This is a genomic window from Deltaproteobacteria bacterium, assembly GCA_018668695.1.
Lineage (GTDB): Bacteria > Myxococcota > XYA12-FULL-58-9 > XYA12-FULL-58-9 > JABJBS01 > JABJBS01.
This window is the reverse complement of record JABJBS010000233.1, coordinates 34,393-48,313: the sequence shown is the minus strand read 5'-3', so window position 1 is coordinate 48,313 and position 13,921 is coordinate 34,393. Positions and strand designations below refer to the sequence as shown.

At 51.9% G+C, this 13,921-nt stretch carries 11 protein-coding genes; 3 read left to right on the top strand and 8 right to left on the bottom strand.

All coding sequences use genetic code 11. The features are described 5' to 3' along the window. The 3 genes from HOK28_12530 to HOK28_12520 form a co-directional block, all read right to left on the bottom strand. The coding region (locus HOK28_12530) for an acyl-CoA dehydrogenase (GenBank protein ID MBT6433917.1) at nt 1-952 on the bottom strand (952 nt) is incomplete at its 3' end. Nucleotides 953-957: 5 nt separating this feature from the next. Beyond that, nucleotides 958-2,259, bottom strand: coding sequence for a DUF2029 domain-containing protein (locus HOK28_12525; GenBank protein MBT6433916.1), 1,302 nt, complete (start codon nt 2,257-2,259; stop codon nt 958-960). After that, entirely contained in the window at nt 2,256-2,951 is a 696-nt protein-coding gene (locus HOK28_12520) for a glycosyltransferase family 2 protein (protein MBT6433915.1), read from the bottom strand. The genes HOK28_12525 and HOK28_12520 overlap by 4 nt, the downstream gene beginning before the upstream one ends. Before the next feature lie 140 nt (nt 2,952-3,091). Here HOK28_12520 and HOK28_12515 point away from each other — a divergent pair, with 140 nt between their 5' ends. Then, on the top strand, nt 3,092-4,249 hold the full coding sequence (locus tag HOK28_12515) for a glycosyltransferase family 4 protein (GenBank protein MBT6433914.1): 1,158 nt from the start codon (nt 3,092-3,094) through the stop codon (nt 4,247-4,249). 16 nt (nt 4,250-4,265) lie between these two features. On the opposite strand, the gene asnB is transcribed toward HOK28_12515, so the two are convergent. The 5 genes from asnB to HOK28_12490 are packed head-to-tail and all read right to left on the bottom strand — an operon-like array spanning nt 4,266 to nt 11,052. Next, nucleotides 4,266-6,167 (bottom strand): asparagine synthase (glutamine-hydrolyzing), encoded by a 1,902-nt coding sequence (asnB, locus tag HOK28_12510; GenBank protein ID MBT6433913.1) that lies wholly within the window; start codon nt 6,165-6,167, stop codon nt 4,266-4,268. Beyond that, a complete protein-coding gene (locus tag HOK28_12505) occupies nt 6,167-7,861 on the bottom strand; it encodes a glycosyltransferase (GenBank protein ID MBT6433912.1) in 1,695 nt (564 codons plus the stop codon). The genes asnB and HOK28_12505 overlap by 1 nt, the downstream gene beginning before the upstream one ends. Beyond that, on the bottom strand, nt 7,833-9,035 hold the full coding sequence (locus HOK28_12500) for a glycosyltransferase family 4 protein (protein ID MBT6433911.1): 1,203 nt from the start codon (nt 9,033-9,035) through the stop codon (nt 7,833-7,835). Before HOK28_12500 ends, HOK28_12505 begins: the two co-directional genes overlap by 29 nt. Beyond that, nucleotides 9,032-10,225 carry an ABC transporter ATP-binding protein gene (locus tag HOK28_12495; GenBank protein ID MBT6433910.1) on the bottom strand — a complete coding sequence of 398 codons (1,194 nt, stop codon included), beginning with the start codon at nt 10,223-10,225 and terminating at the stop codon, nt 9,032-9,034. Before HOK28_12495 ends, HOK28_12500 begins: the two co-directional genes overlap by 4 nt. Nucleotides 10,226-10,233: 8 nt before the next feature. Next, nucleotides 10,234-11,052 carry an ABC transporter permease gene (locus tag HOK28_12490; GenBank protein ID MBT6433909.1) on the bottom strand — a complete coding sequence of 273 codons (819 nt, stop codon included), beginning with the start codon at nt 11,050-11,052 and terminating at the stop codon, nt 10,234-10,236. An 85-nt stretch (nt 11,053-11,137) separates the two neighbouring features. Here HOK28_12490 and HOK28_12485 point away from each other — a divergent pair, with 85 nt between their 5' ends. Together HOK28_12485 and HOK28_12480 are read left to right on the top strand one after the other, a co-directional pair. Further along, nucleotides 11,138-12,385 carry a glycosyltransferase gene (locus HOK28_12485; GenBank protein MBT6433908.1) on the top strand — a complete coding sequence of 416 codons (1,248 nt, stop codon included), beginning with the start codon at nt 11,138-11,140 and terminating at the stop codon, nt 12,383-12,385. Nucleotides 12,386-12,421: 36 nt separating this feature from the next. Beyond that, a complete protein-coding gene (locus tag HOK28_12480) occupies nt 12,422-13,903 on the top strand; it encodes a hypothetical protein (protein MBT6433907.1) in 1,482 nt (493 codons plus the stop codon). The last annotated feature ends 18 nt before the right edge of the window (nt 13,904-13,921 follow it).

Sequence of the window (13,921 nt, the reverse complement as noted above, 5' to 3'; positions counted from 1 at the left end):
TACCAGCATCTTTGAGGCGACCGAAATGTAAATTCATCAACTGTGAATTTGTAATCATTGTCGCCATTTCAGCCAGTTTGTGTTGATAAAGCTGAAAGTTTGCAATGGGCTGATCGAACGCAATGCGGTCAATGCCATACTGGAGGACTGTCTCAAAGCAATCGAGTGCTGGCCCTGTGATTCCCCAAGCGATACCTTCACGAGCTTGTGTGAGGCACATGAGCGGGCTCTTAAGTCCATTGGACTCAGGCAACACATTCTCAGCTGGAATCCGGCAATCGTTTAAAACAATTTCGCCGGTTGGCGAGGCACGTAGAGAAAACTTACCCTCAACGTAAGGTGTTTCAAAACCTGCGGTGCCGCGCTCAACAATGAAGCCGCGGATACGGTCACCATCGCTGCGATCCTTGGCCCAAATAACTGCTACATGAGCAATTGGAGAATTTGTAATCCAAGCCTTCTCGCCATTGAGAACGTAATGGTCGCCATCTTTTACCGCGAATGTTTTCATGCTGGCAGGGTCGGAACCGGCGTTGGGCTCAGTTAAACCAAAGCAGCCGACCATCTCGCCTGTGGCAAGCTTAGGCAGATACTTGTTTCTCTGATCGTCGTTACCAAAAGTAAGAATGGGGTACATGACCAAGGCGCCCTGCACACTGCAAAGTGAACGCAGGCCAGAGTCGCCGCGCTCAAGCTCTTGCATCACAAGCCCGTAAGAGACGTTGTTTAACCCAGCGCATCCGTAGCCTTCGATGTTGGCTCCAAAGGCACCGATTTCGCCGATTTCACTCAAAAGCTCAGTGGGGAAAGTTCCCGCACGATGATGCTCTGTAAGTTGCGGTAGGAAACGTCCTGTTACCCATTCGCGAATTGAATCGCGTACTGCCTTCTCTTCATCTGTGAAGAGATCTTCCAAAGCCATAATGGTGTCGAGAGTCTGCTGAACTGACATACCCGTTACTCCGTGTTTGTACTGTTGTGAGATTGCCCGCGGTCGCCCAACACGACCTGACGTTCATTGATCTCATCCATAACCACACCCAGTCCCGCACACAGGACCAGTATTACTTGCGGCCATATAGATGGCGCCCATACCTCTGACAGGTCGAACGCGTCAATGACCTCATAGGTAAAAGGAAGGGCAGACGTCCACCCCAAAAGTATACCCGATGGCGCCACTGCCATGAGTGGTAAAACCGATAAGGCATACCATGGAAAGAGAACCGGTGAAGTGGCCAATCCCCAGGCTAGAATCGCTGCCAGTAGTATCTCATTGGATTTTTTTTGGAGGCGCTGCGTCAAGATCATCCAACCTACAAACATCACCGCAGGATAAATCAGCGTATAATGCGCCACGTCAAAAATACCCAAGAGCGAAGCAAGGACGGAACCAAAACGCCAGACCCTGGCGAACTCAACCAGTGAGCCTAGTGGCTCAAAGCCCAGCATCATCATCAAGCCGTAAACTGCCAACGTGAGTAACAACGCCCCAGCCAAAACCATCCGCAGCTTTGGTTTAAAACCTGCGGCCAACAATAACCAAGCCGGAATAATTTTAGCGAGAATAGCAAATGATAATCCAGCAGCCGCCACCCAAGAAAGACCCCGATGAAGTCCCCACACAAGAAGCGAGATGCCGAGCATGGAGAGGCCGTCTGCATGAGCTCCAACACCAACTTCGAGAATCGCCACCGGTGAAAGAGCAAGCCACACCAACCAGTGATGTTTACCTCGCTCGCGTAAAACCGCTGCAATAAGAAAAACACTGATTACAGAAGCCAATGTAAGTAGACACTTCCACAGCCAAAACCCTGAGGTCGCACCCAACGCCGCGCAGACCGTAAATACTGCTAAGGCCGCCGGTGGATAAATCGCTCGGTACGCTCGGTGCTCCGGCGCAACATAAAATCCTTCGGCATAAATATTCGAAAACACTTCGGCATCAGGGTTGTTCGTGTAGGGATCGATCCCGCCCAAAACCATACGCCCATCAAAGAGGTAACGGTCAACATCGTGAGTGTTGAAAGGCGAGACCCCCACCATCAGAAGCCGCGCGAGGATGCCGGTGACTAAAACCCACTGGAAAGTTTTGAGAGGGTTTGCTTTGGCAAACCACGCGATGCCAAACATCAGTAACGAAAGCCCAAGATGCAAACCGATGTAGCGCAGCCCCCGAGTACCGGCAGGCGAGGCTTCGACGCCATAGGCACTTGCCGTAACCAAGCAGAAGAGCACACACAAACCGTGGTACGCTCTCATTCGCTTCGCTTCCAAAAATCGTAGAGAGCCAAAAGTCCTAGTATTTTATACGCTGCTCCGAATGTGCCACGCACCGTTCCCGAGACTTTGCTCTCGCCCACACGGCACGCGTAGCTCACCGGAACTTCTTCATACCGAAGATGATGACGGGCTGCCTTAATCTGCATCTCAATGGTCCAACCATAATTCGTATCGGTCATCTGAAGTGCGTCGAGCTTGTCTTTTCGAATGGCTCTAAAAGGGCCTAAGTCTGTAGCCGGCTGATCAAACCTCCAGCGTAGCCAGGCCGAAGCAATCGCATTGCCAATAACCTGCTGAGGCGTAATGGACCCGGCCTCTTTAGGGCCCAGCGCCCTGGAACCCACCACAAAGTCGGCTCGGCCTTTTAGTATGGGCTCAAGTACACGAACAATTTCTGCAGGGCCATCCGATCCATCAGCATCGATAAAGGCCACCACATCCGCTCCGGGCGCAAGCTGCTCAAGTCCAAGGAGGCAAGCCTGGCCGTAACCTCGCCTAGGCTCATAGACCACCTGAGCACCGGCCTCACGTGCCAGAAAAGCTGTGTTGTCTGTGCTGGCATTATCCACAACCCAAACATCACGAATTAAATCCGTGCGCACTAAGCCTTGAACCACTTGTGCAATGGCACCTTCTTCATTCAAGGCGGGTATCACCACGTCTACAATCATAGCGCACCCATAACCCTAGGCATCAAAGGATGCCAGCGCTTGCTTGCGCGATGAGTTCTACCCCGATAAGCCGCCGGGCCGTGGAGAGTGTGAAACGGCGCCCTCGCTCGCCGTAAGATTTTAGGCTAGGCTTTCAAACAATGAATCGCCCGACCATCGTCCATGTAATTACCAAGCTAGAAAATGGCGGCGCCCAGCGTCATGCGCTGCACATCCTGGAACACCTACCCAAAGATCGCTACCGAGTTATTTTGGCCTATGGCCCAGGCGGCTACCTCGATTCATACGCTCAGACCCTAGAAGGTGTTGAACACTGGCCTATTCAAGCGCTACAGCGCAGCATAGGACCAGCCCAAGACCTTAAAGCACTTTACGAAATTCGCTCTCGGCTCCAAGGGCTCAAAGATGGCCCGGTCATCGTTCAAACACACTCGTCAAAAGCGGGGGTCCTTGGCCGTTTAGGGGCAACTCTGAGTCATGTAAAAGCCCGGGTTCACACAGTCCATGGATTTGGTTTTCACGCGGGAAAAACAAAGCTTAGCAAACGCTTACTCAAAGTTGTTGAGAAACGAAGTGCGAAGCTTTCCGACTGGAATCTTTGCGTCAGCGAGCATGACCTTCGTCTCGGGGTACGCTACGGACTTTTAAAAGAAGAGAACACGTCAATCATTCATGCCGGAGTCGACCTCGACGCCCACGCAAGAGATTCTGGAAAAGGCTTAGAACTTCGCCGGGAACTCAACATTCCAGAAGACGCTCCGGTAACCTCCACCATCGCATGCCTCAAACCGCAAAAAGCCCCGCTTGATTTCGTGCGATTTGCCAGGCGTGTAAAAGAACTCGTTCCCAAAGCACACTTTATTTATGTAGGGGACGGCGACTTAAAAGAAGAGCTTCTTGAAGAGATCCAATGCTCCCAAAATCTCCAAGACTGCTTTCATTTCTTAGGCTGGACGGACCGAGTGGTGGATGTTTTGTCCGCCTCAAATGTTTTTGCCCTCTTAAGCCTCTGGGAAGGCCTCCCACGAGCCATCATCGAAGCGCGTGCTGCTGAGCTGCCATGCATCGTCACCAGGATTTGTGGTAACCCGGAAGCCGTTAAAGAAGGTGTTCACGGGATGCTGGTACCGCCCGGCAGACCTGCCTCAGCTGCAGAGCAAGTGGTCAAACTCTTTCGTGCGCCGCAAATGCTAGAGGTCCTTCAGCAAAACGCGCTAGAAGGTTTAGACCGTTTCCATATCAAGCATGTTGTTCCCCAGCACATTGAACTTTATGAGCGACTTCTTGCCCAGCCATAGCTGCTCGCTAGCTCAATCAGCTCGGCCTCGCCGGCTTCTCTAAGCTTCCATCATCCATAAACATACGGTGCCATTGCTCCAGGGTGAGCAGTGCATAAAGACGATAGCGATGATCACTGCGGCCCGACACATGGCCATCCACCAGCGAGCGAATCGCATCCGGCTTGAAATAACCTCGTCCAAGGGATGCCTGACTTAATAAGGTGTCCCCGAGATACTCGCTCAACGGTCCGCGAAACCAAGAATCAATCGGTACGCCAAAACCCATTTTTGAACGGTAACGAATATCTCGGTCCAGCCATGGTGCGGTGGCCTCTTTCATGAGCCACTTGGTCTCTTTGCCACGAACCTTAAAGTCGTGCGGCAAGCTCGCCGCAAACTCAAGCAGCTTATGATCCAAAAGAGGTGACCGTGCCTCGAGCCCCTCCGCCATGGTCGCCACATCAACCTTGGTCATCAAGTCATCAGGAAGATAGGTCCGCGTATCAACGCTGAGAAGACCATCTGTTAAATTACCCACCTGGGCACTATCAAACATCTCGTTGAGAAGAGACTGACTCGTCTTTCCCCCAGCATGTTCAAGAAAATCTTGGCCACAAAGAGAGCGTTTCGCATCGTCTGTAAAATAGGCAATTTTCTCCATATATGCATGCTCGGGTGGAGTCGCGTGTTCACGAAGCATTGCATGGGCTCGCCAGATTAAGCGCTTGTCCGCCGGGAAAAGTTTATAAAGATCTGGCATCACTCGGCGGCGAATCTTTGCCGGCAACTGATAAAGTTTATGAAGTAAAGGCCCCAAGACATAACGCGGATAACCGCCAAACCCCTCATCGCCGCCATCGCCGTTGAGAACCACCGTCACTTCACGCCGTGCTAAGCGCGCAACATGCCAAGTCGGTATTGCCGAACTATCTGCAAACGGCTCACCGTAATGCCAAATCAGCCATGGGATAATGTGGATGGCATCATAGTCAACCACCTCACTGTGATAATCTGTCTGATAACGTTGTGCGACCTTCTGCGCCCACGCCGCTTCGCTGTATCCGTCTTCTGGAAAATCGATGGTAAACGTTTTCACGGGATCGCCAAGGCTCTGAGCCATAGCCGCCACGACCGTGGAGCTATCGAGACCGCCCGACAAGAATGCCCCCAGAGCAACATCTGAGACCAAACGAATCTGCGTCGCCTCTTGCACACGTTCTCGAAACATCTCTTGAGCTTCTTCTTCAGACACTTCGATTTTGTTTCGGTAATCAAGCTGCCAATATTGGTTTTGTCTTACTTTGCTCTTTTCAAAGGTCAACGTCGTCGCCGGTGGGAGCTTCTCTACGCCTTGATAAATGCTCATCGGCGAGGGAATGTACTGATAAGTGAGGTAATGCCAAACCGCTTGCGGCGCCACTTCCCAGTCAAAGCCTTTGAAGGCCCGGAGCGCTCGTACCTCACTGGCGAAAATCAGCGTGTCTCCCCGCCGGCGCAGATAAAGAGGCTTCTGGCCAACTCGGTCCCTCGCCAAAAAGAGTCGCTTCTCTTTTTTATCCCAAATTGCAAAGGCAAACATTCCCCGCAATTGGTCTACGCAGCTTGGCCCTAACCTCGCATAAAGTTCAATCAGAACTTCCGAATCGCTGGAGCCGCGAAAACGATGTCCACCTAAATGGGCGCGGCGTAGCTCTCTGAAATTGTAGATCTCACCGTTGTAAACCATCACGTAGCGGCCGCAGCCACTCTGCATCGGTTGGTGACCATCTTCTGACACATCAAGAATCGACAACCGCGCATGGCCAAAACCAATATCGCTGTCTACATACACGTCTTGATGGTCGGGACCGCGGTGCTGCAAGAGCTTCACACCATGCCATACTTCTTGCGGGTTAAGGTCCCCGCCGATGTTTACGATTCCAACAATGCCGCACATTAAAGTTCACCATAAAAAGCAGTTGTGTCTTCGACCATTTTTTGGGGAGAAAAGAGCGTCAGGGCCCTGTGTTTTGCAGCTTTTCCCATTGTCTTGGCAGTTTTTGGGTTTTCAAGGAGCTCGGTGATTTTCTCAGCCGCCATCGCGTCATCACCAACCGGTACTACAAATCCGGTCACACCATCTTCAACAACCTCTTCGCCGCCCCCGCATGCCGTCGTTACTACAGGCGTTGCGGTCAATGCGGCTTCAATGAGAACGTTGGGTAAGCCCTCGACGGCTGATGTTAAAACCACGACATCCGCCATATGCATCCAAACCGGCACATCTTTTCGGTTGCCCGCGAAAACGAGAGTTCCTGTGTCTTCTAGGTTTTTGAAATCAGTCCGAAGAATCGGCTTCGATGGACCTTCCCCGACCAATGCACCGCATACTGTTGGCACCGTTTTTTGAACTCGTTCTATACTTCGGCAAAACGTCGCTTGCTCTTTCTCAGGCGATAAGCGACCCACTACCAAGACCACTGGTGTTGCCTTTTTTAGGCCCAGTTCTTTTCGGAGTGCCTGCACCTCTTTGGCGGTAACCGCCTCATAAAGAGCTTTATCGATCCCGTTGTAAACCACCTGCATTTTATCTTGAGAGCAGCCGGTCCACTGAGCGTAGTCCTTTAATACAGCGTGTGAATTACCAATCACCACATCGGCTGCGTCCACCATACCACGGTCTAACTGACGGCAATTCTCCCCATTCCACGTATAGAAACTTGCTCCCTGGCCCGTGAGAGTTCGCACACTGGTAATAAGCACTTCAGGCCTCAGCCTCGCCGCTACCAAGCAAGCTACGACCGAAGGATAATTCATATAGCTGTGAATCACATGGGGATTAAAGGAAGATAATTTCTCAGCCAAAAGCTTAGCCATCGTTCGATACAAGAGCATGGGCTGGGGTTTTTCGTAAAGGTATTCGACACCAATATTCAGCGCGCGCAGTGCCGGCTCAAAAAAAGCATCTTCTTTGATTAAGAGATAGACCCGGAGTTCATAATCATGAGGGTTCAGTCCCCGAGCAAGCTCTACGATCTGCTTTTGAACACCGCCCACACCAAGCGAATAGGTGACCACTGCAACACGTTTTTTTCCTGAGCGGTTGGGCTTACTCAGCTTTCGCTGCAAAGGTACGAGCTTAAGCTTAGCAAGCGTGAGCTTCTCATCTTGCTCAACAAGAATCCGGTAGCCCACACGCCAAACGGTTTCCACATAGAGGCTTCTAAAGAGCCAGGGTATTCTGTCATAAGCTTTGGTCTCGCCATGCTCGTCCATGAGAATGATGGAACCGATGCCCGTTTGCCAGGTAAACAGTTTCAGGCTCAGCGCACGGTCACGCCACTCACTTCCGACCCCAAAAATTAAGATGTCGTAGCCAGAAGATTTAATTTTGCCCTTCAAGCTTGCCGACATAGCCTTTTTTGACCACGACGTGCCCTCATAATGCAGGTACGCGTTCACCCGGCCCGCTTCGCTTCGTAAATTCGGTTCATGACTGCCTTTAAGGACATCAATGACCGAGTCTTTAAACAAACGCGAAGCAACGCTAAGCAGCGGCTCTAAATCAAGCTCGGGGCTTGTTCTTGTTATGAGAATCTTAGGACTTTGCATAACCGTGAATTTAACGACTCCAAAGGGCAGCCATAGCATGCCCGGTGGCCTGAACCACTGAGGGTAAAGCACTCGGTTTCGGTTCGCTAACCAACTCTCCATAAAGTGACGCATATCGCTGGGCTACCGCCTGCATGGAAAAAAGTTCCTCGCACCGCCGCTGAAGCAGCGCTCCCTCGCTTTCACCTTGCGAAAGCTTCGCTAAACGATGTTCGATTTGAATTCTTAATTCCACACTCTCGCCCGGAGACGCCAACACGTACTCTTGCCCTAGCATTTCTCTTGCTGCGCCAACATCTGTTGCCACCACCGGCAAGCCGCTGGCCATGGCTTCCAACAAAGCATTCGACATCCCCTCTTCATACGAGGGCAAAACGAAAAGATCGGCCATAGCGTAATAAGCTCGGGTCTCTTTTTGAAACCCTGCAAATATAACCGAAGCTTCGAGACCCTTAGATTGCACCTCTTCTCGAAGGCCGTTGCACATCGGCCCGTCCCCCACCAAGCACAGTCGTAAGCTGGGATCTTTCCTTAGGAGAGGCAAAACTGAATCGAATAAGGTCTGGAGCCCCTTTTCAGTGGACAAGCGCCCAACATACAAAAGAACCCTCTGGTCAGCCCCGATGCCCAAAGAAACGCGAAGAGCAGCAACGTCTTGTTCGTCCGTTGTCTGAAAGTTGGCCGTATCAACACCATTGGGCACTCGAAGAATACGCTCTTTCGGCGCACCAAAAGACATGGCTACATCATCCATCGCCTCGCAGAGGGCAACGGTGTGGCTGGCAACTTTAGGCCCGCGCCGCGCCATCCTAAAATTCAAATCGCTGCCGGCCCAAAAAGCTTTCTTGTCGCCTATCCCTGCAAGTTTAAGGATCGTCGGGATGGATAGACTTTGGGCGGCCATAATAGCCGCCGAAGAAAATGGGGCCATTGCATGCGCGTGTACACAATCGACCTGCCGAGTTTTTAGATGGTACAAAAAGGCACGCATAAATAAAAAGGGGTGCTGCCGAAATCGAGGCCGTTCTGTGAGAACCACCAATTCGAGACCATCTTGCATCGCTGGGTAAGATTTTCCCGGTCGAGCATTGGTGACCAAGTAGGGATGGTGACCTTGTCGTAAAAGCTCAGTGCATAGTCCCATTGCTTGGCGCTCATAGCCGCCTACTCTCGGAAAATCGGGTACCACCATCGCAATGCGAAGACCGGTCATGGCATTTCCAGGTCGATGAACCGGGCATGAAGCGGATGGGTGCCAAATTCCAGGGGGGCTTCGAATCGGTTCACCCGAAAACTCGGGGATTCTTCAACTTGAACGGCGATAGCCTCGCCTTCGGGCGTGCTCAGACGGATACGCAACTTAAACTCGGCCGGCATAAACGGTAGATAGTCGATTCGCACCTCTTGATAAGACTCAAAAGGCTCTCCCGGACAATCCATCCCATGGGTAACTTCTGCTGAAAGGTGACCTGACTGACTGGTGATGAAGCCCAGATGTAACTGAATGCGAGGATGAGGGCAGGGCTCAAGAGCGCTGATCCGAAATCGAAGCGTCATCGCGGATCCGGTTTCGAATTCCGGTAAACTCTCTTGCTGGTTACCTTGAACCTCAAAAAGGTCAACGGCCATAAATGACTTCACGTCATCCGAACCCTCTAACTCAGTTGGGGCAGGGGCAATCAGTTGCCAATACTTCGGAATAACCTCCGCCACGGGTCCATCGGCAATCAATCGGCCTTCGTGTAAAAGAAGCGCTCTTCGGCATAGGTTGTAGACCATCTCGAGATTGTGAGAGACGAAAAAAATCGTCTTGCCCTGCTTTACAAAACTTCGAATCGTGTCCAAGCACTTTTGCTGAAAAGCCACGTCCCCTACCGCGAGAACTTCATCAAAGATGTAGATGTCAGCATCGGAATAGGCGGTGACTGCAAAACCCAAACGTACATACATTCCCGACGAATAGTTTTTCACAGGTTGGTCGACGAATTCACCGATATCGGCGTAAGCAAAAATCTCGTCGAGCCGCTCATGAACGACCTTGGGTGAAAGGCCCAAAAGTGCAGCATTGAGAATCACATTTTCACGGCCCGTTAAATCGGGGTGAAAGCCCGCTCCAAGCTCCAAAAGTCCAACCACCCGGCCCTGCACTTTTACATGACCGGCCGTGGGTTGACTCACCCCCGTGATGAGTTTGAGCAAAGTACTTTTCCCGGATCCATTGGCACCAATGAGCGCAATAATTTCGCCCTTACCTACTTCAAAGCTGACATCATCCAGCGCGCGAAAGGCTGGGCCCGGCCTTAGACCTTTCACTGGAATTTCTAAAATGGTCTTCAGCAATGACCTCGAGCTGGCTAGCAGACGATGCTCTTTTTGCAACTGATGTACTTCAATCATAGCCATCCGATGCCTCAAACATGGTCTGCGAAATTCGGTGAGAATTTCTTATAAAAATAGTTACCGGCCAAGAGTAAACCCACTGTCCAAACACTGAGATTTGCGACCTGGGTTAAATCAGGAACCGTATGGCTGTAGAGCGCACAACGGTAAAGTTCGACGATATTCGCAGCCGGGTTCAGATTGTAAAGGCCGTGCCACTTTTCTGGAATCATCGAGAGGGGATAGAGAACTGGCGAGAGGTAGAACCAGGCCTGAAGCAGCGCCTGCATAATGTATTTCATATCGCGAAAATGAACGTGCAGGCTGCCTGTTAGAAAAATCCATCCGACAAGAAAAAGCGTGTGCAGAGCCACCGCGGGAAAGATAAAGATGAAATGCCAGCTGAGCTGAAAACCTAAAAACGACGCCACCAACACATAAACAGGGATTGCCACCAAAAGGTGCAGCATATTGGTAGCAATCACCGATGCTGGCACCACACTTCGAGGAAAAGCGATTTTTTTGAGTAAGTTACAGTTATCCACAAAGGCCGTGGTCCCCGATTGAATCACCGTGCTGTGATACTGCCAAGCAACGAGCCCAGACAGAACCAGAACCGCATAATCCGTAGCGGTTATCCGCATCACATATGAAAACACGAGACTCAAAACCACCATGGTGAGTAGAGGCTGGAGCGCGGTCCATAATAACCCAAGGTAGGCGTTCTTATATTTCGCCTTCAAGTCTTTTAATGCCAAGTGCCACAGAACAAACCGTGTTCTCCCCTCGAAAAACCAGGGCAAACGTTTGCCCCAAAATCCCAGGGCATCATGTTCTTCTACGCGTGACATACATCTTGAATAGCACGTGCTTTCTTTGGGTTCCAATTCAGCTACCTCTTGCGAGAGCTTGTCCCTAGAGCCTATGGTCTGCCTTATGGGGAGCGACAGCCGCAGTCACTGGGAAATCTGGCAGGATACACGCAGACTCGCGTTAGATGGGGTTTTGCCGCCCTTTAGCCTCCCTCGGCGAGCCTTGGGCTTTGCGCGCAAGACCCTCTTGGGCGGACGGGGCAGCCAAAACGCCGACTCGTGGATTCATCTTGTGAGCTCGACGCGAAGACCCAGAATAGCCGTCGTAAGTGGTTGTGGGGGCGACAGCCGCCGCTACCGGTGTGAGCACCTGCTTGAAACCCTTCAAATCCTCGGGGGCGACGGCATCATCTTAGAAGCTCAGCAAAGTCTTCCCGCAGATGCTGCCAATATGCTCAGCAACCTTGAAGGCATTGTTTTTCACCGAGCTGCCTGGAGTCCGCAAATCCAAGCTCTGGTTGAATCGGCCAAAAAGCTTAAGAAGTTTCTAATCTTCGATACCGACGACCTGGTCTTTGACGTTCAAGAAGACCCAAGCCAAGACAAAGGCGTGGGGCGGTTCGGTAAAGGCCAAGCCGTGGCCGAACAATTTAAAACGATGCAGGCCTGCCAAATGGTTATGACCTCAACAGACTTCTTAAAGTCTCGCGTGGAGTCTTTGGGCTTATCAGCGACCACCCTGCGTAATGGATTCTCCTCGCAAATGCTGCAATCCGCAGAGGCCACCCGGATGCGGCGAAGCAAGGAACAAATCATCCTTGGATACGCAAGTGGCACCCCCACCCACGACCGTGACCTACAAGTCATTGAACAAGGCCTGGTTTGGACCCTTGAGCGCTACAGCCAGGTTCACGTTCATCTGATGGGCTATATTCGCAAGCCTCATTCTCTTTCGGGCTTTGGCTCACGGGTGCAGCGGCGGCCTTTTGTCCACTGGAGTGATTTGCCGCAACGGCTGCGAGACATCGACATCAATCTTGCACCCTTCTCTCAGGATTCAGTCTTCTCCAAAGGAAAAAGTGCGCTTAAGCATATGGAGGCAGCTCTGGTTGCCGTGCCCACCATTGCATCGCCGATGCCCGCCTACTTAAACGCCATCGAAAGCGGGAAAAATGGACTGATTGCTCAAAGCGATGTCGATTGGCGCGACCATCTACAATTACTCATAGAAAATACCTCGGCTCGCTTAGCTCTCGGAAACAATGCCCAGAAAACGGTCCTTGAGCGTGATTCGCTTGAAAAGCGAAGTATTGTGCTACGCGATATTTTAGATTCGTTACGCTTGGGGCCTGAAGCCCTGACCTCTCAATAAAACCCTGGAGGGTTCAATGGTTTCACGGGTGTCATCATGATTGCATCGCTTCTTTTCCCAGTTATCCTCGCGGCTCAGCCCTTTGCCCTGCCCGTGCACGCCATCGACGCTCAAAAGCACAGCACCCAACGCTCAGTATTAGACCGTAAGACTTTCTACCTCCGTGATGGTGAGATGCCTCAAAGCGCCGCGGAGCGCTTTGACCGAATCATTTACGGTTATTACCCCTACTGGGCCGACCACGACGAAAGCATCCCATGGGAACATTTAACGCACTTGGCTTTTTTCAGCGTCAGTCTAAACCCAGACGGTTCACTGGGAAATGACCACAATTGGAGCACTCGAGGCGCTGCACTCGTTGAAGCGGGCAAAAGCCACGGCGTTAAGGTGGTCCTCACCGTAACCATGTTCGATAGCGATGAAATCCGGGAGGTTCTCTCAACTCCAGAAAACCGAGACCGCGCCATCCAAAACCTGCTGACTCTCGTTCAAGACGCGGGCGGCGAGGGAATCAATATAGATTTTGAATTTGTCCCAGCCCCACAAGCCGGTGAGAGTCCGAGTCCAAAAGAAAACTTCGTAACCTTCATGCAAGACTTAACGACTGCTTTTCACGCGGCCATCGACAACAGTCACGTAAGCCTTGCCACGCCGGCCATCGATTGGGGCGGAACCTACGACTACGATGCCTTGGCTCTAAGCACCGATGGTCTCATGATCATGGGCTATGGCTACCACTGGTCAGGCGGGAACCCCGGTCCACTGGCGCCTATTGTGGGCGGCGGAATCTGGGGCCAGCACAGCTTAACGTGGACCATTGAAGATTATTTTACCTATGGCGGGGAAGAAAACAGAGACCGTTTTATTCTCGGCTTACCGCTCTACGGGCGAAGCTGGCCCAGCACAGATTTGAATGTCCCCGGAACCGGAACCGCAACCGGCCCGGCCTTAAGCCTTGCCGGCTGTGACCAATCTTTTGTTGCCGGTAAGCTCTGGGACGAAACGACCAGCACACCTTACAAACTCTATATGGAAGGTGATGTCCCGACTCAGCTTTTTTGCGAAGATATTGAGAGTATGCGCGCCAAGTTTGAACTCATTGAGTCTTATGACCTTGGCGGGGTCATGTTTTGGGATGTCGGTAAGGTAAGCGGGAGCCATCCCGTGTGGCCAGAAGCTTCGACTGCCTACGCCGCTGAGCCTAGCCTCGATGATCCATCGGATGCCTCTGAAGCTACCGACACATCCGATCCCTCAGACGCATCAGATGCCGCCGACCCAAGCCAAACCATAGATAGCGACCAGCCCAGCGAGCCACAGGAATCTGACCCATCGGACAGCGGCTCCTCAGATCCCGCAACCGGCGACAACACGGATGCGTCAGATCCCTCTGATAGTGAAGAGGGAGGATGCCAAGCTGCCCAAGGAGAATCTCTGTGGACCCTGCTCATGTTACTGAGCTTTTTCGTTATACGTCGTCGAACTCAGTCGTCATGGGGAAAGCCTCCTCTCCGCTAAGCACCAGAAGCCCAAAGG

Excerpts from the sequence above, each read along its gene's own strand:
- HOK28_12480 (MBT6433907.1), top strand. The coding sequence starts at position 12,422 with ATGATTGCATCGCTTCTTTTCCCAGTTATCCTCGCGGCTCAGCCCTTT.
- HOK28_12495 (MBT6433910.1), bottom strand. The coding sequence starts at position 10,225 with ATGGCTATGATTGAAGTACATCAGTTGCAAAAAGAGCATCGTCTGCTA.
- HOK28_12525 (MBT6433916.1), bottom strand. The coding sequence starts at position 2,259 with ATGAGAGCGTACCACGGTTTGTGTGTGCTCTTCTGCTTGGTTACGGCA.
- HOK28_12505 (MBT6433912.1), bottom strand. The coding sequence starts at position 7,861 with ATGCTATGGCTGCCCTTTGGAGTCGTTAAATTCACGGTTATGCAAAGT.
- HOK28_12490 (MBT6433909.1), bottom strand. The coding sequence starts at position 11,052 with ATGTCACGCGTAGAAGAACATGATGCCCTGGGATTTTGGGGCAAACGT.
- HOK28_12485 (MBT6433908.1), top strand. The coding sequence starts at position 11,138 with ATGGGGAGCGACAGCCGCAGTCACTGGGAAATCTGGCAGGATACACGC.
- HOK28_12520 (MBT6433915.1), bottom strand. The coding sequence starts at position 2,951 with ATGATTGTAGACGTGGTGATACCCGCCTTGAATGAAGAAGGTGCCATT.
- asnB (MBT6433913.1), bottom strand. The coding sequence starts at position 6,167 with ATGTGCGGCATTGTTGGAATCGTAAACATCGGCGGGGACCTTAACCCG.
- HOK28_12515 (MBT6433914.1), top strand. The coding sequence starts at position 3,092 with ATGAATCGCCCGACCATCGTCCATGTAATTACCAAGCTAGAAAATGGC.
- HOK28_12500 (MBT6433911.1), bottom strand. The coding sequence starts at position 9,035 with ATGACCGGTCTTCGCATTGCGATGGTGGTACCCGATTTTCCGAGAGTA.